The following is a 26,801-nucleotide window of genomic DNA, read 5'->3' on the forward strand; positions in this document are numbered from 1 at the left end:
CGGCGTCGCATTCGCTCGGCCGGGCTACAGAAGGGGTTAGGCTTTTCGCATCATTAGCCAGAGGCTTATGAGGAAGAAGCTGGCGCTTGGCAGCAGCGCCCCGATAATCGGCGGGATACCGTAGACCAGCGTCAGCGGGCCGAAGATCTGGTCAAGGACGTAGAACACAAAGCCGAAGCTAATCCCCGTCACCACGCGCACACCCATCGGCACGCTGCGCAGCGGGCCAAAGATAAACGACAGCGCCATCAGCATCATTACCGCCACGGAGAGCGGCTGGAAGATTTTGCTCCACATATTGAGCTGATAGCGACCGGGATCCTGGCCACTGGCCTGTAGATACTTCACGTAGTTGTGCAGGCCGCTGATAGACAGCGCATCCGGGTCCAGCGCCACTACGCCGAGCTTATCCGGCGTCAGCGTGGTTTTCCAGGTACCGCTCACCGTTTGCGAACCGGTAATCTGTTTCGGGTCGGTCAGGTTAGATTCATCCACCTGCGACAGGCGCCACTCCTTCTGATCCTGATCGAACTTCGCGCTGGCCGCATAGCGTACGGACTGCAGACGACGCTCGCTATTGAAGGAGTAGATGCTCACACCACCCAGCTCATCGGTGCCCTTTACGCGCTCGATATAGACAAAGTTGTGGCCGTCTTTCGCCCACATGCCCTGCTGGGTAGAGAGTAACGAACCGCCGTACATCTGCTGAGCGCGGTAGTTACGCGCCATCTGTTCGCCCTGCGGAGCAACCCACTCGCCCATTGCCATGGTCAACAGCACCAGCGGGATCGCGGTTTTCATCACCGACAGCGCCACCTGCAGACGGGTAAAGCCGGAAGCCTGCATCACCACCAGTTCACTGCGCTGAGCCAGCATCCCCAGGCCAAGCAGTGCGCCAAGCAGCGCCGCCATCGGGAAGAAGATCTGCACGTCTTTCGGAACGCTGAGAAGGGTATAAATGCCCGCGCCCAGCGCGTCATAGCTCCCCTGCCCGGCTTTCTTCAACTGGTCAACGAACTTGATAATGCCGGACAGCGACACCAGCATGAACAGCGTCATCATGATGGTGGTGAAAATGGTTTTACCGATATAGCGGTCAAGTACACCAAATGGCTGCATTATACCGCTCCTTTATGCGTAAAACGGGCGCGAACGCGGCGCATCGGGACGGTATCCCAGAGGTTCAGCACCACGGCCAGCGCGATGTACGCCAGGTTGACCGCCCACATCCATATTGCCGGGTCGATTTTGCCTTTGCCCGCATTCGACTTCAGCGAAGTCTGCAGCAGGAAGAACACCAGATACAGCAGCATAGCTGGCAGCATAGAGAGTACACGGCCCTGACGTGGGTTGACCACGCTGAGCGGCACCACCATCAGCGCCATGATAAAGACAGTCAGCACCAGCGTGAAACGCCAGTGCAACTCCGCGCGAGCACGGTCGGTATCCGTATTCCACAGCGTGCTCATGTTCATCTGTTCGGTATCGGTCGGGTCGGCGGCTACGGCCTGGTGGCCAATAATGGCCTGATAGTTTTTAAAATCGGTAATGCGGAAATCACGCAGCATCGCGGTGCCTTCAAAGCGCGTACCCTGATTTAAGGTCACCACCTGAGAACCGTCTTTGCGCTGCGAGAGCTGGCCGGTGTCGGCCACCACCACAGAAGGGCGCGCGGTGCCTTTCGGCCGGAGCTGCGCCAGGAAGACGTCATGGAAGCTTGCGCCATTCACGCCTTCAATAAATAACACCGCGTTACCATCGGTAGACTGCTGGAACTGGCCCTGTGCCAGCGCCGCCATGCCGGGGTTCGCTTTGGCTTCGGCGAGCACTTCATCCTGATGGCGAGACGACCACGGCCCCGCCCACATCACGTTGACGGCGGCAACAATACCGGTAAACAGCGCGAGGACCATCGCCGCTTTCACCAGCACGGCTTTACTCAGGCCGCAGGCGTGCATCACCGTGATTTCACTTTCGGTATACAGTTTACCCAGGGTCATCAGAAGACCGAGGAACAGACTCAGCGGTAGGATAAGCTGCGCCATTTCAGGCACGCCGAGCCCGAGCAATGAGAGCACGAGGTTTGTCGGGATATCACCATCGACCGCCGCGCCGAGGATCCTCACCAGTTTCTGACAGAAAAAGATCAAAAGCAGGATGAAGAGGATGGCAAGCTGGCTTTTTAGCGTCTCCCGCACCAGATATCGTATGATTATCACTATAAATACGCCCGTAAAAACCCGTCTTATTGCAGGAAAATAGCTTGTTTCATGGCTTAAACGTCATTTATTCTCTTGAGTCGTCGAAAACATCGCTAAGATTAAATGACTCAGCGGCTTCACGTTTCAGGACTTGTTCTGACGTGCCAGGACCGTAATAACGTTAAGATTAACACGAAGTCACCGCAACAGCGGAAATGAGTTACGTAAGCTTGCAATTCTATCCGTAGCCACCGCCGTTGTCTTTAAGATTCAGGAGCGTAGTGCATGGAGTTCAGTGTAAAAAGTGGTAGCCCGGAGAAGCAGCGGAGTGCCTGTATCGTCGTGGGCGTATTCGAACCACGCCGCCTTTCTCCCATCGCCGAACAGCTCGATAAAATCAGCGACGGCTATATCAGTGCGCTGCTGCGTCGCGGCGAACTGGAAGGCAAACCGGGACAGACCTTATTGCTGCACCACGTACCAAACGTGCTGTCAGAACGCATTCTGCTGATTGGCTGCGGTAAAGAGCGCGAGCTCGATGAGCGCCAGTACAAGCAGGTCATTCAGAAAACCATCAACACCCTGAATGATACCGGTTCAATGGAAGCCGTCTGCTTCCTGACCGAACTGCACGTCAAAGGCCGCAATAACTACTGGAAAGTACGCCAGGCGGTTGAGACGGCAAAAGAGACGCTGTACAGCTTCGATCAGCTCAAAACCAACAAAAGCGAGCCGCGTCGCCCGCTGCGTAAAATGGTCTTCAACGTGCCAACCCGCCGTGAACTGACCAGCGGCGAACGTGCTATCCAGCACGGTCTGGCCATTGCTGCCGGTATCAAAGCAGCGAAAGACCTCGGCAACATGCCGCCAAACATCTGTAATGCGGCTTACCTGGCCTCTCAGGCGCGTCAGCTTGCCGACAGCTACAGCAAAAACGTCATCACCCGCGTCATCGGCGAACAGCAGATGAAAGAGCTGGGTATGCACTCCTACCTCGCGGTCGGCAACGGTTCGCAGAACGAATCCCTGATGTCGGTCATCGAGTATAAGGGCGTGGCTTCCGAAGACGTTCGCCCAATCGTGCTGGTGGGTAAAGGCCTGACCTTCGACTCCGGCGGTATCTCCATCAAGCCTGCCGAAGGCATGGACGAGATGAAGTACGACATGTGCGGCGCAGCGGCGGTGTACGGCGTGATGCGGATGGTTGCGGAACTGCAATTGCCAATCAACGTTATTGGCGTGCTGGCAGGCTGCGAAAACATGCCTGGCGGGCGCGCGTATCGCCCGGGCGACGTGCTGACCACCATGTCCGGCCAGACCGTTGAAGTGCTGAACACCGATGCCGAAGGCCGTCTGGTGCTGTGCGACGTTCTGACCTACGTTGAGCGCTTCGAGCCAGAAGCGGTTATCGACGTGGCAACGCTGACCGGTGCCTGCGTGATTGCACTGGGCCATCACATCACCGGCCTGATGTCGAACCACAACCCGCTGGCGCACGAGCTGATTGGCGCGTCCGAGCAGGCTGGTGACCGCGCGTGGCGTCTGCCGCTGGGCGATGAGTATCAGGAACAGCTGGAGTCTAACTTCGCGGATATGGCGAACATCGGCGGCCGTCCTGGTGGTGCTATCACCGCGGGCTGCTTCCTGGCGCGCTTTACCCGTAAGTACAACTGGGCGCACCTGGACATCGCCGGTACCGCATGGCGCTCCGGCAAAGCCAAAGGCGCAACCGGTCGTCCGGTGGCGCTGCTGTCGCAGTTCCTGCTGAACCGCGCTGGTTTTAACGGCGAAGAGTAAGGCACAACCCCCTCACCCTAACCCTCTCCCCACTGGGGAGAGGGGACCGCCCTTCTCCACGTTCGGGAAGGGCGTCAGGGGGCGATTTAAAACCATCACAAGAAGCCCCATATATGAAGAATGCGACGTTCTATCTTCTGGACAATGACACCACCGTCGACGACCTCAGCGCCGTCGAGCAACTGGTGTGTGAAATTGCCGCAGAACGTTGGCGCGCTGGCAAGCGCGTGCTGATCGCCTGCGAAGACGAGCAGCAGGCCATTCGCCTGGATGAAGCCCTGTGGAGCCGTCCTCCGGACAATTTTGTGCCGCATAATCTGGCGGGCGAAGGCCCAAGAGGCGGTGCGCCGGTGGAGATAGCCTGGCCTGCCAAGCGCAACAGCAGCCCACGGGATATACTGATAAGTCTGCGGGTAAACTTTGCAGATTTTGCCACCGCTTTCACAGAAGTGGTAGACTTCGTCCCTTACGAAGAAACTCTGAAACAACTCGCACGCGATCGCTACAAAGCCTACCGCGTGGCTGGTTTTAACCTGAATACGGCAACCTGGAAATAATGGAAAAGACATATAACCCGCAAGATATCGAACAGCCGCTTTACGAGCACTGGGAACAGCAGGGCTATTTCAAGCCTAACGGCGACGAAAGCAAAGAGTCCTTCTGCATCATGATCCCGCCGCCGAACGTCACCGGCAGTTTGCATATGGGTCATGCTTTCCAGCAAACCATCATGGACACCATGATTCGCTACCAGCGCATGCAGGGCAAAAATACCCTGTGGCAGGCGGGTACCGACCACGCGGGTATCGCTACCCAGATGGTGGTTGAGCGTAAGATTGCCGCGGAAGAAGGTAAAACTCGTCACGACTACGGTCGCGATGCCTTCATCGACAAAATCTGGCAGTGGAAAGCGGAATCCGGCGGCACCATTACCCGTCAGATGCGCCGTCTCGGCAACTCTGTTGACTGGGAGCGCGAGCGCTTCACCATGGACGAAGGCCTTTCCAATGCCGTGAAAGAAGTCTTTGTCCGCCTGTACAAAGAAGACCTGATTTACCGTGGCAAACGCCTGGTAAACTGGGACCCGAAACTGCGCACCGCCATCTCTGACCTGGAAGTGGAAAACCGCGAGTCTAAAGGCTCAATGTGGCACATCCGCTATCCGCTGGCCGACGGCGCGAAAACCGCAGACGGTAAAGATTACCTGGTCGTCGCGACCACCCGTCCGGAAACCATTCTGGGCGATACCGGCGTGGCCGTGAACCCGGAAGATCCACGCTATAAAGATCTGATCGGCAAGTTCGTTGTTCTGCCGCTGGTTGACCGCCGTATTCCTATCGTGGGCGACGAACACGCCGATATGGAAAAAGGCACCGGCTGCGTGAAGATCACCCCGGCGCACGACTTCAACGACTATGAAGTCGGTCGTCGCCACGCACTGCCAATGATCAACATTCTGACCTTTGATGGCGACATCCGCGAAACCGCGGAAGTGTACGACACCAAGGGCGAAGAGTCTGACGTTTACTCCAACGCTATCCCGGCTGAATTCCAGAAGCTGGAACGCTTTGCCGCGCGTAAAGCGATCGTGGCTGCCATCGATGCGATGGGCCTGCTGGAAGAGATCAAACCTCACGATCTGACCGTTCCTTACGGCGACCGTGGCGGCGTGGTTATCGAGCCAATGCTGACCGACCAGTGGTACGTCCGTGCCGACGTGCTGGCGAAACCAGCGGTTGAAGCGGTTGAGAACGGCGACATTCAGTTCGTACCGAAGCAGTACGAAAACATGTACTTCTCCTGGATGCGCGATATTCAGGACTGGTGTATCTCCCGTCAGCTGTGGTGGGGTCACCGTATCCCGGCATGGTATGACAACGACGGCAACGTCTACGTTGGCCGCACCGAAGACGAAGTGCGTCAGGAAAACAACCTCGGCGCCGACGTTGCGCTGCGTCAGGACGAAGACGTTCTGGATACCTGGTTCTCCTCCGCACTGTGGACCTTCTCTACCCTGGGCTGGCCGGAAAACACCGACGCACTGCGTCAGTTCCACCCAACCAGCGTGATGGTTTCCGGCTTCGACATCATCTTCTTCTGGATTGCCCGCATGATCATGATGACCATGCACTTCATCAAAGATGAAAACGGCAAGCCGCAGGTTCCGTTCAAGACCGTCTACATGACCGGTCTGATTCGTGACGACGAAGGCCAGAAGATGTCCAAGTCCAAAGGTAACGTTATCGACCCGCTGGATATGGTCGACGGTATCTCCCTGGCAGACCTGCTGGAAAAACGTACCGGCAACATGATGCAGCCGCAGCTGGCTGAGAAAATTGCTAAACGTACCGAGAAACAGTTCCCGGACGGCATCGAGCCGCACGGCACCGACGCCCTGCGTTTCACCCTGGCTGCACTGGCTTCTACCGGCCGCGACATCAACTGGGATATGAAGCGCCTGGAAGGTTACCGTAACTTCTGTAACAAGCTGTGGAACGCCAGCCGCTTCGTGCTGATGAACACCGAAGATCAGGATTGCGGCTTCAACGGCGGCGAAATGACCCTGTCTCTGGCAGACCGCTGGATCCTGGCGGAATTCAACCAGACCGTGAAAGCGTACCGCGAAGCGCTGGATAACTTCCGCTTCGATATCGCCGCGGGCATCCTCTACGAGTTCACCTGGAACCAGTTCTGTGACTGGTATCTGGAGCTGACTAAGCCGGTAATGACCGGGGGTTCCGAGTCTGAACTGCGCGGTACCCGCAATACGCTGGTCACCGTGCTGGAAGGTCTGCTGCGCCTGGCGCACCCGATTATTCCATTCATCACCGAAACCATCTGGCAGCGCGTGAAAGTGATTTGTGGCAACACCGCAGACACCATCATGCTGCAGCCGTTCCCGGAATATAACGCCGCGCAGGTTGATGAAGCCGCGCTGGCCGATACCGAGTGGCTGAAGCAGGCGATCGTTGCCGTACGTAACATCCGTGCGGAAATGAACATCGCCCCAGGCAAACCGCTGGAGCTGCTGCTGCGTGGTTGCAGCGCTGACGCAATGCGTCGCGTGAACGACAACCGTAGCTTCCTGCTGAACCTGGCCCGTCTGGAAAGCATCACCGTGCTGCCAGCCGATGACAAAGGTCCAGTTTCCGTGACCAAAATCATCGACGGCGCCGAGCTGCTGATCCCGATGGCTGGCCTCATCAACAAAGAAGATGAGCTGGCGCGTCTGGCAAAAGAAGTAGCGAAAATCGAAGGTGAGATTGCCCGTATCGAAGGCAAGCTCTCCAACGAAGGTTTCGTTGCTCGCGCACCGGAAGCGGTGATTGCTAAAGAGCGTGAGAAGCTGGACGGTTACGCAGAAGCGAAAGCGAAGCTGATTGAGCAGCAGGCGGTCATCGCCGCGCTGTAAAAATCGAGCCTGTACGTTTGCCGGGCGATCCGGCAAACTGTCGAGTAGCCCGGACGAGGTGCATTAGCGCCGACTCCGGGTTATCCACGGTACGGTTCCAACCTCCTGAATTATCCTCGCTTGCACTCCCCCTCCCCGCAGTGTTATTAACTGCATATGTTCCACGTTTACGTCATGAGTTCGCTATGAGTGTCATTACCCCTGTCTCTGCAACGCTGCGTCGCCTTACGGCTGACGACAACGCCGCCATTGCCAACGTTATCCGCCAGGTCTCTGCCGAACACGGCCTGACCGCCGATAAAGGCTACACGGTGGCCGACCCCAATCTGGACGAGCTGTTTCAGGTTTACAGCCAGCCGGGTGCGGCCTACTGGGTGGTTGAGCAGAATGGTCAGGTGGTAGGTGGCGGCGGCGTCGCGCCGTTAGGCTGTAGCGAGCCGGATATTTGCGAACTGCAAAAGATGTATTTCCTGCCGAGCGTACGCGGTCAGGGGCTGGCGAAAAAGCTGGCGCTGATGGCGCTTGAGCACGCCCGCGAGCAGGGTTTTAAGCAGTGCTACCTTGAGACCACGGCGTTTCTGACAGAAGCTATTCGTCTTTATGAACATCTGGGATTCGAACATATCGCCGAGCCGCTGGGCTGCACCGGGCATGTCGATTGTGAAGTGCGGATGTTAAAGCCCCTCTGAGAGGAATCAGAAGGGCTCGGTCTACCTTATTGCATCTCGGCAGAGAGCGTGAAACGAATCACGCCGGCGGCACGCGCGGTCGGCAGCTTGAGAACCTGAGTCCAGAGCTCCTGTACCATTTCACAAGCCATTTTCTCTTTACCCACGCCTTTGCTCGGGTCAGCCATAATCTGAATGTCCGGTCCGTAGCGCTGTACCAGCCCCGGGCTAATCGCTTGCAGATCTTCCAGCGCTAACTGTTTTTCCTCCGCCGTGACCGTATGCTTGCCAGGGCCATAGGCGGCGTTCATCATTGCTATATCGCTCGCCATACGCCGCGCCATAATCTCGTTCGGAATAAGGCGAACCGGGTTAATTCCCCCTTTCACCGCAGGGAACAGAAAACGAAAACATTCGTCATCTCCCACATTCTTGACCGCAGCAATCTGTTCGAGGTTAATCTTCATATACTCGATAACATTGGCATCAGGTGCCTGCTGCAAACGCGCCATCTGTAGTTGAAGAATCTGTGGTTGTATAGCATCGATGATCTGCTGCTCGCTTTTCCCCGCCTCTTTCATCTGTGCAGCCTGATTACGAATATGCTCCCAAAGCGCGGGTTCCTGCGCTTTAAGCACCTGGTAAACCGGCATGGTCAGCATCGCATTTTCAAACTTCTGCGCTTCGCTTAGACCATAGTCCGGGTTTTCACGCGGGATCAGGTAGTGCACGTCGAACAGGTTCCAGCCAACAATTGCAACGACAAAAATCACACCACCTGCGACCTTGCCAATCCAACCTTTTTTGCGAAATACGCCAACGATGATGGCGATAACCGCCCCGATATACCCTGCCAGTAATACGTGTGCCCAGTTCATTGATTATCCTTAGCCAAATCGACAAATATGCCGGGAATTATGCTTTCCTGTTCTGTGTGTCGATTATTGCGGCAAAGGTGAGGCATTTCCAGCCACCAGATTTTTCTGCCGGGAAGCTGAGAACAACTATGCGGGCACGCCGCTGTGGAAGCGGAACTCTTCATCCGGAGCGGTGATAAGCGACGCTTCCACTTCACCGAAGAAACGCACCCGCTCGCTGATATCGCCGTCAGCGATTTGCTGCGCCAGCGTCAGGTAGTCCTGATAGTGCCGCGCTTCTGAACGCAGCAGCGACAGGTAAAACGCCTGCAGATCATCATCCAGATACGGCGCCAGCGCGGCAAAGCGTTCGCAGGAGCGGGCTTCGATGTACGCCCCGCAAATCAGCTTATCAATCAGGGTAAGGGGTTCATGCGTGCGCACCGCTTTGAGCATCCCTTTAGCGTAGCGACTGGCGGTGATTTTCACGTATGGGATATTGCGCTTCAGCATCGCCTCACGCACCTGTGTGAAGTGGTGCAACTCCTCTTTTATCAGCAGCACCATGCTGTCGATAAGCTGCCGTCCCCATGGGTCGTCGGTCTGCGGCATCGCGCTTTTACCCATCTGTTTATGCAGCGCGGTAAAGTCTGGCTCAACGCCGTCGCGAAAGGTGAAAGCTTCATAGGGCTTCAGCCAGTCGAGCAGCGCCTGAGCGCCCTCTTTATCCGCCACATATTTACGCACCAGCAGCATCGCGGTTTGCGCCGCTTTTAGCTCACAGACTAAATGATCGGTCAGCAGCAGAGGGAGATTGGCCGGATCGCGGGCTTTATCGAGCCACGCCTGAGGCGTTTTACAGTGCAGGAAGTTGAGAACCGGGGAGAGTATTTGCGGGTAATCCATACCAAAATCCTTGCCCTACGGCAGCGGGTGCTGCCGTAGGGTATATGATGACTTAGTGACGTACGCCGTCGTCTTCTTCGTCGACGAAATCTTCGTCGTCGTCATCACCCTCTTCGCCGTTCGGGTCTTCGTAGTAGGTTCCCCAACCGTCGTATTCCACTTCAAATTTCTCAGCCAGGTTCATCAGTTGCTCAACCTGCGCGTCGATAAGCTCTGCGTTCAGCGCGCTTTCGCTCAGGATATCGCAGCAGATCACGGTGTCGCCTTCTTCCACTTCCAGCTCTTCCGGTTCCGTCACTTCGTAGCCCAGCTTGAACGCTTCTACCGCCGCTTTCTCCAGACTTTCGAAATCGTCTGCGGAAAGGTGATGTTCGATGGTGTACAGCGCATCAGGATCGCTGCCGTCTTCCAGCAGTTCTTCAATGATCAGACGGGTCTCTTCGCGCTGTTCTTCCAGATGTTCAGGGTTTGCCATGGCTCGTTCCTCATAATGTGGCTGATACTCTTATTGTCACATACCGTTGCCATTGCCTCCACCTTTCCGATAAAGATTTGTTATTGGGGTTGCAAATGAATATTCATCCATATAAAGTGAATTTTAATTCAATAAGTGGCTTGAGCCAGGTGAGGGAATTATGTCTACTCTGTATAAAAAGAACTTCTTAAAATTACTCGATTTTACCCCTGCAGAAATCACCACCCTGCTGCAGCTCGCAGCAAAACTAAAAGCGGATAAAAAAAGCGGCACGGAGTCGCCGAACCTGACCGGTAAAAACATCGCGCTCATCTTCGAAAAAGACTCAACCCGTACACGATGCTCTTTCGAAGTTGCCGCATACGATCAGGGCGCTCGCGTCACTTATCTTGGATCCAGCGGCAGCCAGATTGGCCACAAAGAATCGATTAAAGACACCGCTCGCGTGCTGGGCCGCATGTACGACGGCATCCAGTACCGTGGCTACGGCCAGGAAGTGGTGGAAACGCTGGCCGAGTATTCCGGCGTGCCGGTATGGAACGGCCTGACCGATGAGTTCCACCCAACCCAACTGCTGGCGGATCTGCTGACCATGCAGGAACACCTGCCGGGCAAAGCGTTCAACGAAATGACGCTGGTTTATGCTGGCGATGCGCGTAACAACATGGGTAACTCAATGCTGGAAGCCGCGGCATTAACCGGTCTCGATCTGCGTCTGGTGGCACCACAGGAATGCTGGCCAGAAGCGAGCCTGGTCGCAGAGTGCAAAGCGCTGGCGCAGAAGAACGGCGGTAACGTAACCCTGACGGAAGATATTGCCGCAGGCGTGAAGGGCGCGGACTTTATCTACACCGACGTGTGGGTATCGATGGGCGAAGCCAAAGAGAAGTGGGCGGAGCGTATTGCGCTGCTGCGCGGCTATCAGGTGAATAGCGCCATGATGAAACTGACCGGCAATCCGCAGGTGAAATTCCTGCACTGCCTGCCTGCGTTCCATGATGACCAGACGACCGTAGGTAAGAAAATGGCCGCTGAGTACGGCATGCACGGCGGGATGGAAGTGACCGATGAGGTGTTTGAATCTCCGGCCAGCATCGTGTTCGATCAGGCGGAAAACCGGATGCACACCATCAAAGCGGTGATGGTCGCAACGCTAAGCAAATAAGCTCACAATGTAGCCCGGCCGAGCGCAGCGACGCCGGGAAAACCCCGGAGTCGGTACTATCGCACTTCGTCCGGGCTACCGTTCGTCATTCGACCAGAAGTTTCACAACCGCTTTACGCACTTTCGCAGGCTGCCCCACCGCGCACAGCGGCTTGTGGACTTCACCTGGGTAGAAGACCACGAAGTCACCTTCGCTCATCACCACCATCTTTTCCTGCACGCCTTCCGGCAGAAACGCGATATCTTTGTCCGCCAGCCAATCGGTGTCCGGCTCGCCCGCAGGCTGGGTGCTGAACGCCATTCCTTCCTGGCCTTTCAGTACCACCTGGATATCCAGATAACGTGCATGATACTCCGCACGACGATCGGCAAACGGTTCGGTCATGTTCTCAGAGATCATATAGAACAGGCGGTTGCCGTCGATATCATATTTCCCTTCCGAGGTAGCATCGGTAACGTTCGCCATAAGGTGGATAATAGCCTGACGCAGCTCTTCCGGCAGCCAGGACTGAAGGTGATGGATGTTGCCAATAATCATGATGACTCCACAAATAAAACAATGTTTCAATTTTCAGTTGTTATACGTAAATTCGCGATACCATACCAGTACTTTTTATCATGACTCTGCCATCCTGCTGGTTTAGCGCACACTTTTTCTGCCCTGCATAAAAATTGAATTTATACGCATAAAAAATGAATTTTTATTGTATGAGAATCGTTTTCGTTGATTAAAATGTGAATCAGACGCTTGATTGCCAGATAAAGCTGCGTATAATGCCACCCGTTTTGCCGGGAGGAATTATGGTTCAGTGTGTACGACATCGCGTCTTACCGCGTCTGAAAACAGACGCTGGCCTGCCGTTTTTCCTTTCCGTAGCATCCGTATTCGTAAAGCCCCTTATTTAAGGGGCTTTTTTTTTGCGCCGTCGTCAGGAGATAACCATGGCTAATCCGCTGTATCAAAAACACATCATTTCCATAAACGATCTCAGCCGCGAAGACCTTGAACTGGTTTTGGCGACCGCCGCCAGCCTGAAAGCGAACCCACAGCCGGAGCTGCTGAAGCACAAAGTGATCGCCAGCTGTTTCTTCGAGGCCTCGACGCGCACCCGTCTCTCTTTTGAAACCTCCATGCACCGTCTGGGGGCCAGCGTGGTCGGTTTCTCCGACAGCGCCAACACCTCGCTCGGTAAGAAAGGCGAAACCCTCGCCGACACCATCTCGGTGATTAGCACCTACGTTGACGCCATCGTCATGCGCCACCCGCAGGAAGGCGCGGCGCGTCTGGCCACCGAGTTCTCCGGCAACATTCCGGTACTGAACGCCGGCGATGGCGCGAACCAGCACCCAACGCAAACGCTGCTGGACCTGTTCACCATTCAGGAGACCCAGGGCCGCCTGGAAAACCTGAACATCGCCATGGTCGGCGACCTGAAGTACGGCCGCACCGTCCACTCGCTGACCCAGGCGCTGGCGAAGTTTAACGGCAATCGCTTCTACTTTATCGCCCCGGACGCGCTGGCCATGCCGCAGTACATCCTCGACATGCTCGATGAGAAAGGCATTGTCTGGAGCCTGCATAGCGCCATCGACGAAGTGATGGCTGAAGTCGATATTCTCTATATGACCCGCGTACAGAAAGAGCGCCTCGACCCGTCCGAATACGCCAACGTCAAGGCACAGTTCATCCTGCGCGCGGCGGATCTGGTCGGCGCACGCGATAACATGAAGGTGCTGCACCCGCTGCCGCGCATTGATGAGATCACCACCGATGTCGATAAAACGCCGCACGCCTGGTACTTCCAGCAGGCCGGCAACGGCATCTTCGCCCGCCAGGCGTTACTGGCACTGGTACTGAATAGCGAACTGGCTCTGTAAGGGGGAAACGACGATGACACACGATAACAAATTACAAGTAGAAGCCATCAAACGCGGCACCGTAATTGACCATATCCCGGCCCAGGTTGGCTTTAAGCTGCTAACCCTGTTCAAGCTGACCGAAACCGACCAGCGCATCACCATCGGCCTGAACCTGCCATCCGGCGAGATGGGGCGTAAAGACCTGATTAAAATCGAAAATACCTTCCTGACCGATGAGCAGGTCAACCAGCTGTCGCTGTACGCACCAGAGGCGACCGTTAACCGCATCGATAACTATGAAGTGGTGGGCAAATCGCGCCCGAGCCTGCCGGAGCGCATCGAGAGCGTGCTGGTGTGCCCGAACAGCAACTGTATTAGCCATGCCGAACCGGTTTCCTCTAGCTTTGCAGTGAAAAAACGTGCCGATGACGTTGCACTCAAATGCAAATACTGTGAAAAAGAGTTTTCTCATTATGTGGTGCTGGCCAACTAATTGCGGTTGGTATTGAAATGTTGCCTCTCTATAATGGCTAACACCTTAATACTGCAGTTCATCTGGAGATATCATGAGCAAAACTATTGCGACGGAAAATGCACCAGCAGCGATCGGCCCATACGTTCAGGGCGTTGACCTGGGCAGCATGATCATCACTTCCGGTCAGATCCCGGTAGACCCGAAAACCGGCAGCGTGCCGGAAGACGTATCTGCTCAGGCGCGTCAGTCGCTGGAAAACGTGAAAGCTATCGTTGAGGCCGCTGGCCTGAAAGTGGGCGATATCGTGAAAACTACCGTATTCGTTAAAGATCTCAACGATTTCGCGACCGTTAACGCCACTTACGAAGCCTTCTTCACCGAGCACAACGCCACCTTCCCAGCGCGTTCCTGCGTAGAAGTGGCGCGTCTGCCGAAAGACGTGAAGATTGAAATCGAAGCGATTGCCGTGCGTCGCTGATTGCACGCAGTATGAAGAAAAGGCAGCCGATGGCTGCCTTTTTTGTTTTAGTACGGTGGGTTTCCCGGCGGCGCTTCGCTTGGCCGGGCTACAGGAAGCACGAACGTAGCCCGGGCGAACGCAGTGACCCCGGGATCTCACTCATCACTGCCAGCCATAACGACGGGTGAAGAACCCTTTCACCATCTGCGTGAACGTCATATAACCCACCAGAATCGCTACCAGCCATGGGAAGTAGCTCAGCGGCAATGCTTCCAGTTGCAGATAGCTTGCCAGCGGTGAGAACGGCAGTGCGATACCAATCGCCATCACCAGCAGCGTCATGGCGAACAGCGGCCACGCGGCACGGCTCTGCACGAACGGAATGCGGCGAGTACGAATCATATGCACAATCAGCGTCTGCGACAGCAGCCCTTCAATAAACCAGCCGGACTGGAACAGAGTCTGCATTTCTGGCGTGTTGGCTTTAAACACCCACCACATCAGGCAGAAGGTCAGAATGTCAAAGATCGAGCTGATTGGCCCGAAGAACACCATAAAGCGGCCCAGATCGGCCGGGTTCCAGCGCTGCGGTTTACGAATCTGCTCGTCATCGACGTTATCAAACGGCAGCGCCACCTGGGATACATCGTACAGCAGGTTCTGAATCAGTAAGTGTAACGGCAGCATTGGCAGGAACGGCAGGAAGGCGCTGGCCACCAGCACGCTGAAGACGTTACCGAAGTTGGAGCTGGCGGTCATCTTGATGTACTTCAGCATGTTCGAGAAGGTGCGGCGACCTTCGATCACCCCCTCTTCCAGCACCATCAGGCTCTTTTCCAGCAGGATGATATCTGCCGCTTCACGGGCGATATCCACCGCGCCGTCCACGGAAATACCGATGTCCGCCGCACGCAGCGCTGGCGCATCGTTGATGCCGTCGCCCATAAAGCCCACCACATGCCCTTCGCGTTTCAGCAGCGTCACGATGCGCTCTTTATGCATCGGCGTCAGGCGAGCAAACAGCGTGGTACGCTGGGCAAGCTTCGCCAGCTCGTCATCGCTCAGGTGCTCAATCTCACTGCCGACAATCACGTCACCCGCATCCAGCCCCACTTCGTGGCACACTTTCGCCGCCACCAGCTCGCTGTCGCCGGTGAGGATTTTCACGGTGATGCCGCTCGCTTTCAGCGCTTTCAGCGCCGGTGCGGTGGTCTCTTTCGGTGGATCGAGGAACGCGATATAGCCTTCGAGGATCAGATCGGACTCATCAATGCGCTGATAGTCGCCTTCACGCGCTGGCAGGAACTTGCTCGCCACCGCCACCACGCGCAGCCCCTGACGGTTCAGGGTATCGGTCACGCGTTTGATACGGCGCAGCATGGTCTCGTCCAGCGGCACGATTTCACCGTTATGGTAGACCTGCGTACAGACGTTGAGGATCTCCTGCAGCGCCCCTTTGCAAATCAGCTTATGCACATCTGGCTTTTCGCTGACCACCACCGACATGCGGCGACGTTCGAAATCAAACGGGATCTCATCCACTTTCTGCCAGGCGGTCGACAGCTCGCGGGCCGCCACTTCATCCACCCCTTCCAGCACCGCGGTATCCAGCAGGTTTTTCAGCCCGGTCTGGTAGTGGCTGTTAAGCCATGCGGTTTGCAGCACGCGCTCGCTCACCTTGCCGGAGATATCGGTGTGGTTCTCCAGCACGATTTTATCCTGGGTCAGCGTACCGGTTTTGTCGGTGCAGAGGATGTCCATCGCGCCAAAGTTCTGAATCGCGTCGAGGTGCTTAACGATAACCTTCTGTTTTGACAGCTTCACCGCCCCGCGCGCCAGCGTCGAAGTGACGATCATTGGCAGCATTTCTGGGGTCAGGCCCACCGCGACGGAAAGCGCAAACAGCGCCGCTTCCCACCAGTCGCCTTTGGTATAGCCGTTGATAACTAACACAATTGGCGCCATCACCAGCATAAAGCGGATCAGCAGCATGCTGACGCGGCTGATGCCTTTCTGGAACGCATTCGGCTCGCTTTCCTGCTCGCTCACGCGACCAGCCAGTTGCCCAAACCAGGTGTTGGCCCCGGTAGCAATCACCATCGCCTGCGCGGTGCCGCTCACCACGTTGGTGCCCATAAAGCACAGGGTGTCGCACTCGAGCGGGTTGGTCTGATCCGGCTCGCGGGTATGTGCCACTTTCTCAACCGGCAAGGATTCGCCGGTCAGCGATGCCTGCGCCACGAACAGATCGCGCGCCTGAATCACGCGCAGGTCGGCCGGGATCATGTCCCCCGCCGCCAGTTTGATGATATCGCCCGGCACCAGTTGGTCGATAGGCAGTTCCACCCAGCTGCTCTCGCCCTTGTCATTGATAACGCGCAGCACCGTCGCGGTGTTGCTCACCATCGCTTTCAGGGTGTCTGCCGCTTTGGTCGAGCGGGCTTCCTGGACAAAATTCAGCAGCGTGGAAATGCCCACCATCAGCACGATGACCACCGCCGCGAACAGATCTTCCGTCGCGTAAGAGACGGCGGCCAGCACAGTCAGCAGGATGTTGAACGGGTTACGGTAGCAGAGCCACAGATGCACCCACCACGGCTGCGGCTGCTGCGCTGGCAGCTTGTTTTCGCCGTGCGCGACACGCGCCTGCTCGACTTCCGCGGCGTTCAGCCCTTCCGGATGGGTGTTAAAGGTTTCCCACAGCGCCTGTTCACTGAGGTGCGCCATTTTCAGGCACTGTTCACTAAGCGATGGCGGAATAGGCGTATGAGCAACGCTCTGCTGAGAAGGCATAGGATCGCGCTGTACCAGACGGCGCGGCAAATGGCGGCCAAGCTGCGCGAACAGCTGCCGGGTTAAATTTTTCAGCATACAAAAGTCCTCCGCAGTCGCCGGAGGCAACCGCAGACAGGCCTGTGGGCACAGTGAATCTGTACCGTAAAGGCACTTCATTTTTATTGCAGGGACATTAAGACGTGTCACTGCCTCACATCATCGGCAAGGCAGCGAAAAGCTGGCTTACCGGAAAGTTACTCTCCAGATGGAGAGACGGGTGGGATCGGGATCCATACAGCCTCCGGTAAGATTGATAATAGAAAACGCCGCGGATTATACGCAGAAATTCATAAGGTTTGTGACAATTAGAGCGATATAATAACGTCAGGCAATTCAACGGTACGTCAACCATCAGGTAGACGGCATAAAATATTCACGCGGGGCAACTATTATGGAAAATCGGCTGACTATTAAAGATATCGCTCGCCTGAGCGGTGTCGGGAAATCAACCGTCTCCCGCGTGCTGAATAATGAAAGCGGCGTCAGCGACCGCACCCGCGAACGTGTCGAAGCGGTGATGGCGCAGCACGGCTTCTCCCCTTCCCGCTCCGCACGCGCCATGCGTGGGCAGAGCGATAAGGTAGTGGCGATTATTGTCACCCGTCTGGACTCGCTGTCGGAAAATCTGGCGGTACAGACCATGCTGCCCGCCTTCTACGAGCAGGGCTATGACCCCATCATGATGGAAAGCCAGTTCTCACCGGAGAAAGTGGTCGAGCATCTGGCGATGCTGAAACGCCGCAATATTGACGGCGTGATCCTGTTCGGCTTTACCGGCGTGACCGAAGCGATTCTGGGCGACTGGCACTCGACGTTGGTGCTGATGGCTCGTGATGCCAACGGTTTTGCCTCCGTCTGTTATGACGACACCGGGGCGATTACGCAGCTGATGCAGCGCCTGTTCGAACTGGGCCATCGCCATATTAGTTTCCTCGGCGTTCCTCCTGCCGACGTCACCACCGGGCAGCGCCGTCACGATGCCTATCAGGCATTCTGCAAGCGCCACAAGCTCACACCAGTTGCCGCCCTGCCGGGCCTGGCGATGAAGCAGGGTTACGACTTCGCAAGCCAGGTTATCACCCCGGAGACCACCGCGCTTATCTGCGCGACGGACACCCTCGCCCTCGGCGTGAGCAAGTATCTTCAGGAACAACGCATCGATAACGTGCAGTTGGCGAGCGTCGGTAACACGCCGCTGACCAAGTTCCTGCACCCGGAAATTATCACCGTCGATCCCGGCTACGCCGAGGCCGGACACCGCGCCGCAGAGCAGCTTATCGCCCAGATCAGTGGTAAGAGCGAACCGCATCAGATCGTGATCCCCGCCATTCTGTCCTAAGCTTAACAACAGCTTTAATGTGATCGCCGCAGCGTTTCGGGAACGTTCCCATTTTCCCGAAACCGCAAACCCGTTACGCTAATATTCAGCGTATTAATAACGGTTCGATCCTGAGTCCGTCAGATGTCTCGCTAACAAGAGCGTCTGAAGTGGCGGTATCGGGGAGATCTCACCTCTGTTTTAAGGCCCTATCATGAGCAAAAAAATAGACCAAAAGAACATCGATAAACTTATCGAGCTGGTTGGCGGGCGCGAGAACATCGCCACCGTCAGCCACTGCATCACGCGCCTGCGCTTTGTGCTTAACGATCCGGCTAAGGCCTCCCCGAAAGCTATCGAAGAGTTGCCGATGGTCAAAGGCTGTTTCACCAACGCCGGGCAGTTCCAGGTGGTTATCGGCACGGAAGTGGGCGACTACTACCAGGCGCTGCTTGCCACCACCGGCCAGACCGGTGCAGATAAAGAGCAGGCCAAAACGGCTGCTCGCCAGAATATGAAATGGCACGAGCAGATGATTTCTCACTTCGCTGAGATCTTCTTCCCGCTGCTGCCAGCGCTTATCAGCGGGGGTTTGATCTTAGGCTTCCGTAACGTGATCGGCGACCTGCCGATGAGCAACGGCCAGACGCTGGCGCAGATGCACCCGTCGCTGCAAACCATCTATGACTTCCTGTGGTTGATTGGTGAGGCGATCTTCTTCTATCTGCCGGTTGGTATCTGCTGGTCTGCGGTGAAGAAAATGGGCGGCACGCCAATCCTCGGCATCGTGCTCGGCGTCACGCTGGTTTCCCCGCAGCTGATGAACGCCTACCTGCTAGGTCAGCAGGTGCCTGAAGTGTGGAACTTCGGCCTGTTTACCATCGCCAAAGTCGGCTACCAGGCGCAGGTTATCCCAGCGCTGCTGGCGGGTCTGACCCTTGGCTTCATTGAGACGCGCCTTAAGCGCATCGTGCCGGACTACCTCTACCTGGTCATCGTGCCGGTATGCTCGCTGATTCTGGCGGTATTCCTCGCTCACGCGATTATCGGGCCATTCGGTCGTTTGATTGGCGACGGTGTAGCCTTCGCCGTGCGTCACCTGCTGACCGGCAGCTTCGCACCGATTGGCGCCGCGCTGTTCGGCTTCCTGTATGCGCCGCTGGTGATTACCGGTGTGCACCAGACCACGCTGGCTATTGATATGCAGATGATTCAGAGCATGGGCGGTACCCCGGTATGGCCGATGATTGCCCTGTCAAACATCGCGCAGGCTTCTGCCGTCGTCGGCATCATCATTTGCAGCCGTAAGGCCAAAGAGCGTGAAATCTCCGTTCCGGCGGCGATCTCCGCCTACCTCGGCGTGACCGAACCAGCCATGTACGGGATCAACCTGAAGTACCGCTTCCCGATGCTCTGCGCGATGATCGGTTCCGGCATCGCGGGCCTGCTGTGCGGCCTGTACGGCGTGCTGGCGAACGGTATCGGCGTCGGTGGCCTGCCGGGCATCCTGTCGATTAAGCCAACCTTCTGGGGCGTCTACAGCATCGCGATGATTATCACCATCGTGGTACCGATTCTCCTGACGGTGATGGTCTACAAACGCAAAGAGCGTCAGGGCACGCTGCCCGTCATGTAATACACCTTCTTCGGGGCGCACTTGCGCCCCTGATTCTTATTAGAGGACAACCGAATGAATACACTACCTCACTGGTGGCAAAACGGCGTGATTTACCAGATCTACCCGAAAAGCTTCCAGGACACGACCGGCAGCGGAACGGGAGATCTGCGCGGCGTCACCTCACGTCTCGACTATCTGCAAAAGCTCGGCGTTGATGCCATCTGGATAACGCCGTTCTACGTTTCACCGCAGGTTGATAACGGCTACGACATTGCCAATTACACCGAGATCGACCCCTCTTACGGCACGATCGACGATTTCGACAAACTGGTTGCCGAGGCGCATCAGCGCGGCATTCGCATTGTGCTCGATATGGTGTTGAACCACACCTCCACTCACCACGCGTGGTTTAAAGCGTCGCTGAACAAAGAGAGCCCCTATCGCCAGTTCTATATCTGGCGCGACGGCACGCCGGACACCCCGCCGAATAACTGGCGCTCGAAGTTTGGCGGCAACGCCTGGCAGTGGGACGCGGCTAGCGGCCAGTACTATCTGCATCTGTACGCTACCGAACAGGCGGATCTCAACTGGGAAAACGAGACGGTACGCGCCGAGCTGAAAAAGGTCTGTGAGTTCTGGGCCGATCGCGGCGTTGATGGTCTGCGCCTCGACGTTATCAACGTCATTTCCAAAGACCAGAGCTTCCCGGATGACCATCAGGGCGACGGCCGCCGTTTCTATACCGATGGCCCGCGCGCCCACGAGTTCCTGCAGGAGTTCAGCCGCGATGTCTTTACGCCGCGCGGCCTGATGACCGTCGGCGAGATGTCCTCGACCACGCTTGAAAACTGCCAGCAGTACGCCTCTCTCGACGGCAAAGAGCTGTCGATGACCTTTAACTTCCACCACCTGAAGGTGGACTACCCTGGCGGCGAGAAGTGGACGCTGGCGCGCCCGGACTTCGTGGCGCTGAAATCACTGTTTAACCATTGGCAGCAGGGAATGCACAACCGGGCGTGGAACGCGCTGTTCTGGTGTAACCACGACCAGCCACGCATTGTTTCGCGCTTTGGCGACGAAGGTGAACACCGCGTCACCGCAGCGAAGATGCTGGCAATGGTGCTGCATGGGATGCAGGGCACGCCGTACATCTATCAGGGCGAAGAGATTGGCATGACCAACCCGCACTTCACGACGATTGAGCAGTACCGCGACGTGGAGAGCCACAACATGTATAACGAACTGCTGGCGCAGGGGCGTGATGCCGACGAACTACTGGCGATTCTTGCCAGCAAATCCCGCGACAACAGCCGTACACCAATGCAGTGGGACGCTAGCCCTAACGCTGGTTTTACCGAAGGCAAACCGTGGATTGGCGTCAGCCACAATTATGCTGAGATCAACGCCGAACGCGCGCTGGCAGAGCCGGATTCGGTGTTTTACGCCTACCAACAGCTGATTGCACTGCGTAAATCCGAACCGGTGCTGACGTGGGGCGACTACCAGGATCTGCTGCCTGAGCACCCGTCGCTGTGGTGCTACCGACGTCAGTGGCAGGGGCAAACGCTGTTGGTCGCCGCCAACCTCAGCGGCGAGCCGCAGGCCTGGGAGCCACCGGCTGGCTCCACCGATGGCGAGGTGCTGATGAGCAACTACGACACCCCTGCTGGCATGACGCTACGTCCGTTTGAAGCTATCTGGTGGCTTCAACGTTAACCCCCGGCCCGGTAGCGCCCTGCTGCCGGGCTTCTTCGCATCACGCTGTTTTTCGGTCCTTTTTTGGACACTTATTGAGCAGCAAAATTTACATTACCCTCAACGCTTGCCATCTGTACTCTTGCATTTTTACTTTGTTCTGAATCAATAAAAGCGCAAACATCTTTGATGCAAATCACTACATATAGAACTTAAAATGCGCCCCGGCCCAACATATGGTATTTATCGACTATCATTGCAACAATGATAATCACCAAAAAGATAGTCGGTATGTGGATAACCTGGGCCGCACACGAGGGAAAGTATTGGTTAATGGAGTGATTACGCCAATCGTCGTTTTCCCGCCTCTGTGGATAACCTGTTCTTATAACGTACTTATAAAATTGGAGTGATCATGACACCGCATGTGATGAAACGAGATGGCTGTAAAGTGCCGTTCAAATCAGAGCGCATCAAAGAAGCAATTCTGCGTGCAGCTAAAGCAGCGGGAGTCGATGACGCAGACTATTGCGCCACCGTCGCAGCAATCGTTAGCCAACAAATGCAGGGCCAGGCGCAGGTTGATATCAACGTGATTCAGACCGCCGTTGAGAACCAGCTGATGTCCGGGCCGTACAAGCAGCTCGCGCGTGCCTATATTGAATATCGCCACGACCGCGACAGCCAGCGCGAAAAACGCGGTCGTCTGAACCAGGAAATTCGCGGCCTGGTTGAGCAGACCAACTCGGCGCTGCTGAACGAGAACGCCAACAAAGACAGTAAAGTGATCCCAACCCAGCGCGACCTGCTGGCCGGTATCGTCGCTAAGCACTACGCTCGCCAGCACCTGCTGCCGCACGACGTGGTGATGGCGCACGAGCGCGGTGTTATCCACTACCACGACCTCGACTACTCGCCGTTCTTCCCGATGTTCAACTGTATGCTGATTGACCTGAAAGGCATGCTGACGCAGGGCTTTAAGATGGGCAACGCGGAGATCGAGCCGCCAAAATCCATCTCTACCGCGACTGCGGTGACCGCGCAGATCATCGCACAGGTGGCTAGCCACATTTACGGCGGCACTACCATCAACCGTATCGATGAAGTGCTGGCACCGTTTGTCACCGCCAGCTTCAACAAACATCGCCAAACCGCTGAAGAGTGGCAGATTCCGAACGCGGAAGAGTATGCTCGTTCTCGTACCGAGAAAGAGTGCTACGACGCCTTCCAGTCGCTGGAGTATGAAGTGAACACGCTGCATACCGCCAACGGCCAGACCCCGTTCGTCACCTTTGGCTTCGGCCTCGGCACCACTTGGGAATCTCGCCTGATTCAGCAGTCCATTCTGCGTAATCGTATCGCGGGCCTCGGCAAAAACCGCAAAACCGCGGTGTTCCCGAAACTGGTCTTCGCCATTCGCGATGGTTTGAACCACAAGCCGGGCGATGCCAACTACGACATCAAACAGCTGGCGCTGGAGTGCGCGAGCAAGCGCATGTATCCGGACATCCTCAACTACGATCAGGTAGTGAAAGTCACCGGTTCGTTTAAAACCCCAATGGGCTGCCGCAGCTTCCTTGGCGTGTGGGAAAACGAAGACGGCGAACAGGTTCACGATGGCCGTAACAACCTCGGCGTAATCAGCCTCAACCTGCCGCGCATCGCGCTGGAAGCCAAAGGCGACGAAGCCACGTTCTGGTCACTGCTGGACGAACGTCTGGTGCTGGCGCGTAAAGCGCTGATGACCCGTATCGCTCGTCTGGAAGGTGTGAAAGCTCGCGTGGCGCCAATTCTCTATATGGAAGGTGCCTGCGGCGTGCGTCTGAAAGCGGACGACGACGTTTCCGAAATCTTCAAAAACGGTCGTGCGTCTATCTCCCTGGGCTACATCGGTATCCACGAGACCATCAACGCGCTGTTCGGCAACCAGCATATGTACGACAGCGAGATGCTGCGTGAGAAAGGCGTGGCGATTGTTCAGCGTCTGCGCGACGCCGTTGACCAGTGGAAAGACGAAACCGGCTACGGCTTCAGCCTGTACAGCACGCCAAGCGAAAACCTGTGCGACCGTTTCTGCCGTCTGGACACCGCCGAGTTTGGCCTCGTTGAGGGCGTGACCGACAAAGGCTACTACACCAACAGCTTCCACCTCGACGTGGAGAAGAAGGTGAACCCGTACGACAAGATTGATTTTGAAGCGGCCTACCCGCCAATCGCCAACGGCGGCTTCATTTGCTACGGCGAGTACCCGAACATTCAGCACAACCTGAAGGCGCTGGAAGACGTGTGGGATTACAGCTATCAGCACGTGCCGTATTACGGCACCAACACGCCAATCGACGAATGTTATGAGTGCGGCTTTACCGGTGAATTCGAGTGCACCAGCAAAGGCTTCACCTGCCCGAAATGCGGTAACCACGACGCTGCGCGCGTCTCCGTGACTCGCCGTGTGTGCGGCTACCTCGGCAGCCCGGACGCCCGTCCGTTCAACGCCGGTAAGCAGGAAGAAGTGAAACGCCGCGTTAAGCACCTGGGTAACGGGCAGCTCGGTTAAGTTCGAGCGGTTTGTCCCCTCACCCTAACCCTCTCCCCTCAGGGGAGAGGGAACCGTTTTACCGCACGCTGCACGACCGTATACCGGCCGAAAATCTGGAACGCGAACATGAATTACCATCAATACTATCCCGTCGACATCGTTAACGGGCCGGGTACACGCTGCACGCTGTTTGTTTCCGGCTGCGTTCACGAATGCCCCGGCTGCTACAACAAGAGCACCTGGCGCGTGAACTCCGGCCAGCCGTTTACCGCCGAGATGGCCGACCGCATCATCGCCGACCTGAACGACACCCGCGTCAAGCGCCAGGGAATTTCCCTCTCCGGCGGCGACCCGCTGCACCCGCAAAACGTACCGGAAATTCTCAAACTGGTTCAGCGCATTCACGCCGAATGCCCCGGCAAAGATATCTGGGTCTGGACCGGCTACAAGATTGACGAACTGAACGCTGCGCAGAGGGAGGTCGTCGACCTTATCAACGTGCTGGTTGACGGTAAGTTTGTGCAGGACTTAAAAGACCCGGCGCTTATCTGGCGCGGTAGCAGTAATCAGGTGGTGCACCACCTGCGTTAACGCCCTACGTCAGCCTCTCAAAACCGGCTGACGCACTCCATCGCCACCACCTTAAACTCATCAAAGCTGCGGGTCGCCGACAGGCGTGCCATGGCGCGTTCGCGCAGGAAAGTGACGAAGATATCGTAGATAGCCATCGCCTCTTCATACTCGCTTTTGCTGATCGCCAGCAGGAAGATGATGTGGGCGGTTTCGTCGCCCCAGGCGATGCCCTGCGGGGCAATGACGGTGTAGACCACAGTTTTTTGCGCCAGCAGCCCCAGGGCGTGCGGCAGCGCAATGCCATCGCCGAGCATGGTGCTGACAATCGCTTCACGCTCCACCACCGAGGCATGAAACGCTTCATCGACAAACCCTTCCTGCTCAAGCTGCTGGCAGAGTTCGGCAAACAGCGTCTGCTGGTCCATCGGGCCGTCGATAACCCGAAAATGAGCGGCGTCGAAGAACTTGTTCAGCATCCACGGGCGTGTGCGATCGACCAGCACCAGCTTGCCAATCTGGTCCAGCTGGTAATCGGTGGGGAACGGTGAAATGGTGACGACCGGCTTCTCTTTTTCGCTGATGCGCACCGTGGAAATGACAAAATCTTCGCTCACGCTTTCCAGCTGTTCGTACTCGCGCTGGGACAGCGTAGCGGCAATCTCCACCTGCGGATATTTACGCTGCAGAATGGCTTCAATCACCCGCACCATGGCGTTACCGGCATCGCACACCAGCAGCACCTTCGGCTGGCGCTGGTAGCCGATATTGTAGTGGCGCTCTAACCCCACGCCGATGTGCAGCACCAGAAAACCGATTTCGTTTTCGCTGATGGTATACGGCGTATATTTCCCCCAGCTCGAGACCGCCGCCAGCGTCATATCCCACGCCATCGGGTAGTGCTGCTTGATGTTATCGAGCAGCGGATTGGGGATCATAATCTGGTAGCGCACGCGGGTGATCATGGTCTTAATGTGGGTCAGCAGGTCCGCGTGGAGCTGCGCGTCCTCCAGCAGGTTGTAGTTATACTGCTGATTGATATAGCGCAGGATGTAGTTCACCAGCGCTTCGTCGTCGTCGGCGCTGATGGTTTCCGGGTCGACGTCCTGTACCTGGCGGGCGGCAAGATGCACGCACAGCCAGGCTTCTTCGGCCTGAGAGAACGGTTTCCCGGTGAGCTTTTGCAGCGCGCTGGCCACGTCATGGGCGACATCGCGCACGTTTTGCGCGACCTCTTCGGCGCTGAAATCGGCCAGCGGGTAACCGTCGCTGACACGGCGCGCAACGACCGCACCGTACAGACAAATAAAGCGCTCCCCTACGTCGGTGAGACGGACATGATGGCGCACCAGCGTCTCCTCCAACACGGCTTCCAGCATGGCTGGCACGCTGTCATCAAACGCTTCCTGGCGGATCATCGGGTTCAGCGGCCCCTGCTGGCTTAGCTCCCACAGCAGGTCGGTCAGACAGGCGCGAATCGATACCTCGCTGCCAAACAGCTTCATACCGTGGCGCGGGCGGGTCTCCAGCGTCAGCTGATAGCGCTGAAAGCGCTCGCGTACCTCTACCATATCGCCCTGCAGCGTCGCGCGGCTGACAAACCACTCGTCAGCGAGATCCTCAAGCTTGATAGAGAACGCCGACGTCAGAAAACGCACCAGCAGAAAATGAATGCGATCCTGGGCAGTGCGGGGAATGTGCTGCGGCTTAGGCGCAGTTGCTTCCAGCTGCTGATAGCGCGACGGATCGTCAATCTTCAGTTGGTAACCGCTGCCGCGGGCCAACACAAACTGCGCGCCGTAATGCATCAGCAGCTCGTTTAACGCGGTGATATCGGCGCGTACGGTGCGGGTCGAAACCGACAAGCGCTGCGCCAGTTCATCCTGCGGCAGCGTTTCGTTTTGCAGCAGAGTAAAGAGTTGCGCTAAACGTTGATTGGGAAATCTCATGTCG

Annotated in this window: 22 protein-coding genes; 14 read left to right on the forward strand and 8 right to left on the reverse strand. The window is 56.6% G+C overall.

Features of this window, described 5'->3' with window-relative positions; translation table 11 throughout:
• Positions 1 to 36 precede the first annotated feature (36 nt).
• Together lptG and lptF are read right to left on the reverse strand one after the other, a co-directional pair.
• The gene (gene lptG, locus FHC49_RS09155) at positions 37 to 1,119 is read right to left on the reverse strand and encodes an LPS export ABC transporter permease LptG (protein WP_220439602.1); all 1,083 of its coding nucleotides are present in this window, start codon (positions 1,117 to 1,119) and stop codon (positions 37 to 39) included.
• On the reverse strand, positions 1,119 to 2,219 hold the full coding sequence (gene lptF, locus FHC49_RS09160; protein WP_185669170.1) for an LPS export ABC transporter permease LptF: 1,101 nt from the start codon (positions 2,217 to 2,219) through the stop codon (positions 1,119 to 1,121). Before lptF ends, lptG begins: the two co-directional genes overlap by 1 nt.
• 267 nt (positions 2,220 to 2,486) lie before the next feature.
• Between lptF and pepA the strand changes: the two genes are divergently transcribed.
• The 4 genes from pepA (at position 2,487) to FHC49_RS09180 (ending at position 8,099) form a co-directional block, all read left to right on the forward strand.
• Positions 2,487 to 3,998: a leucyl aminopeptidase gene (gene pepA / locus FHC49_RS09165; protein ID WP_035892787.1), complete on the forward strand. Its 1,512-nt coding sequence runs from the start codon at positions 2,487 to 2,489 to the stop codon at positions 3,996 to 3,998.
• A gap of 113 nt (positions 3,999 to 4,111) precedes the next feature.
• On the forward strand, positions 4,112 to 4,555 hold the full coding sequence (holC, locus tag FHC49_RS09170) for a DNA polymerase III subunit chi (RefSeq protein ID WP_220439603.1): 444 nt from the start codon (positions 4,112 to 4,114) through the stop codon (positions 4,553 to 4,555).
• On the forward strand, positions 4,555 to 7,410 hold the full coding sequence (locus FHC49_RS09175; protein ID WP_220439604.1) for a valine--tRNA ligase: 2,856 nt from the start codon (positions 4,555 to 4,557) through the stop codon (positions 7,408 to 7,410). Before holC ends, FHC49_RS09175 begins: the two co-directional genes overlap by 1 nt.
• A 185-nt stretch (positions 7,411 to 7,595) precedes the next feature.
• A complete protein-coding gene (locus tag FHC49_RS09180) occupies positions 7,596 to 8,099 on the forward strand; it encodes a GNAT family N-acetyltransferase (protein ID WP_185669168.1) in 504 nt (167 codons plus the stop codon).
• A 26-nt stretch (positions 8,100 to 8,125) separates the two neighbouring features.
• Here FHC49_RS09180 and FHC49_RS09185 read toward each other — a convergent pair whose 3' ends face one another.
• The 3 genes from FHC49_RS09185 to rraB form a co-directional block, all read right to left on the reverse strand.
• Complete coding sequence (locus FHC49_RS09185) at positions 8,126 to 8,956, reverse strand: topoisomerase II (protein WP_220439605.1); 831 nt, start codon at positions 8,954 to 8,956, stop codon at positions 8,126 to 8,128.
• A 126-nt stretch (positions 8,957 to 9,082) separates the two neighbouring features.
• A complete protein-coding gene (gene miaE / locus FHC49_RS09190) occupies positions 9,083 to 9,841 on the reverse strand; it encodes a tRNA isopentenyl-2-thiomethyl-A-37 hydroxylase MiaE (protein ID WP_220439606.1) in 759 nt (252 codons plus the stop codon).
• A 52-nt stretch (positions 9,842 to 9,893) separates the two neighbouring features.
• Positions 9,894 to 10,316, reverse strand: a complete 423-nt coding sequence (gene rraB / locus FHC49_RS09195; protein WP_035892780.1) for a ribonuclease E inhibitor RraB — start codon at positions 10,314 to 10,316, stop codon at positions 9,894 to 9,896.
• 160 nt (positions 10,317 to 10,476) lie between these two features.
• Between rraB and argF the strand changes: the two genes are divergently transcribed.
• Positions 10,477 to 11,481, forward strand: a complete 1,005-nt coding sequence (argF, locus tag FHC49_RS09200; protein WP_220439607.1) for an ornithine carbamoyltransferase — start codon at positions 10,477 to 10,479, stop codon at positions 11,479 to 11,481.
• 85 nt (positions 11,482 to 11,566) lie between these two features.
• On the opposite strand, the gene FHC49_RS09205 is transcribed toward argF, so the two are convergent.
• Entirely contained in the window at positions 11,567 to 12,019 is a 453-nt protein-coding gene (locus FHC49_RS09205) for a YhcH/YjgK/YiaL family protein (RefSeq protein ID WP_220439608.1), read from the reverse strand.
• A 263-nt stretch (positions 12,020 to 12,282) separates the two neighbouring features.
• On the opposite strand from FHC49_RS09205, the gene FHC49_RS09210 reads away from it, so the two are divergent.
• The 4 genes from FHC49_RS09210 (at position 12,283) to ridA (ending at position 14,294) form a co-directional block, all read left to right on the forward strand.
• Positions 12,283 to 12,387 (forward strand): pyrBI operon leader peptide, encoded by a 105-nt coding sequence (locus FHC49_RS09210; protein ID WP_072351778.1) that lies wholly within the window; start codon positions 12,283 to 12,285, stop codon positions 12,385 to 12,387.
• Positions 12,388 to 12,423: 36 nt separating this feature from the next.
• Positions 12,424 to 13,359: an aspartate carbamoyltransferase gene (gene pyrB, locus FHC49_RS09215; protein WP_220439609.1), complete on the forward strand. Its 936-nt coding sequence runs from the start codon at positions 12,424 to 12,426 to the stop codon at positions 13,357 to 13,359.
• A gap of 13 nt (positions 13,360 to 13,372) precedes the next feature.
• Complete coding sequence (gene pyrI / locus FHC49_RS09220; protein ID WP_123651198.1) at positions 13,373 to 13,834, forward strand: aspartate carbamoyltransferase regulatory subunit; 462 nt, start codon at positions 13,373 to 13,375, stop codon at positions 13,832 to 13,834.
• A 73-nt stretch (positions 13,835 to 13,907) separates the two neighbouring features.
• A complete protein-coding gene (gene ridA, locus FHC49_RS09225; RefSeq protein WP_000047541.1) occupies positions 13,908 to 14,294 on the forward strand; it encodes a 2-iminobutanoate/2-iminopropanoate deaminase in 387 nt (128 codons plus the stop codon).
• Positions 14,295 to 14,438: 144 nt separating this feature from the next.
• Here the strand turns inward: ridA and mgtA are convergent, their stop codons facing one another.
• Entirely contained in the window at positions 14,439 to 17,147 is a 2,709-nt protein-coding gene (gene mgtA, locus FHC49_RS09230) for a magnesium-translocating P-type ATPase (protein WP_220439610.1), read from the reverse strand.
• Positions 17,148 to 17,502: 355 nt separating this feature from the next.
• On the opposite strand from mgtA, the gene treR reads away from it, so the two are divergent.
• The 5 genes from treR (at position 17,503) to nrdG (ending at position 24,869) form a co-directional block, all read left to right on the forward strand.
• Complete coding sequence (treR, locus tag FHC49_RS09235) at positions 17,503 to 18,450, forward strand: trehalose operon repressor TreR (RefSeq protein ID WP_220439611.1); 948 nt, start codon at positions 17,503 to 17,505, stop codon at positions 18,448 to 18,450.
• Positions 18,451 to 18,643: 193 nt separating this feature from the next.
• Positions 18,644 to 20,065 carry a PTS trehalose transporter subunit IIBC gene (gene treB, locus FHC49_RS09240; RefSeq protein ID WP_185669153.1) on the forward strand — a complete coding sequence of 474 codons (1,422 nt, stop codon included), beginning with the start codon at positions 18,644 to 18,646 and terminating at the stop codon, positions 20,063 to 20,065.
• Between the two features lie 54 nt (positions 20,066 to 20,119).
• Positions 20,120 to 21,763 carry an alpha,alpha-phosphotrehalase gene (gene treC, locus FHC49_RS09245; RefSeq protein ID WP_185669152.1) on the forward strand — a complete coding sequence of 548 codons (1,644 nt, stop codon included), beginning with the start codon at positions 20,120 to 20,122 and terminating at the stop codon, positions 21,761 to 21,763.
• 394 nt (positions 21,764 to 22,157) lie between these two features.
• On the forward strand, positions 22,158 to 24,296 hold the full coding sequence (nrdD, locus tag FHC49_RS09250; RefSeq protein ID WP_185669151.1) for an anaerobic ribonucleoside-triphosphate reductase: 2,139 nt from the start codon (positions 22,158 to 22,160) through the stop codon (positions 24,294 to 24,296).
• 108 nt (positions 24,297 to 24,404) lie between these two features.
• On the forward strand, positions 24,405 to 24,869 hold the full coding sequence (gene nrdG, locus FHC49_RS09255; RefSeq protein ID WP_185669150.1) for an anaerobic ribonucleoside-triphosphate reductase-activating protein: 465 nt from the start codon (positions 24,405 to 24,407) through the stop codon (positions 24,867 to 24,869).
• Between the two features lie 17 nt (positions 24,870 to 24,886).
• Here the strand turns inward: nrdG and FHC49_RS09260 are convergent, their stop codons facing one another.
• Positions 24,887 to 26,797 carry a transcription antiterminator gene (locus FHC49_RS09260; RefSeq protein ID WP_220439612.1) on the reverse strand — a complete coding sequence of 637 codons (1,911 nt, stop codon included), beginning with the start codon at positions 26,795 to 26,797 and terminating at the stop codon, positions 24,887 to 24,889.
• Positions 26,798 to 26,801: the final 4 nt, after the last annotated feature.

It is taken from the genome of Kluyvera sp. EC_51 (assembly GCF_019584505.1).
Taxonomy (GTDB): Bacteria; Pseudomonadota; Gammaproteobacteria; order Enterobacterales; family Enterobacteriaceae; genus Kluyvera; species Kluyvera sichuanensis.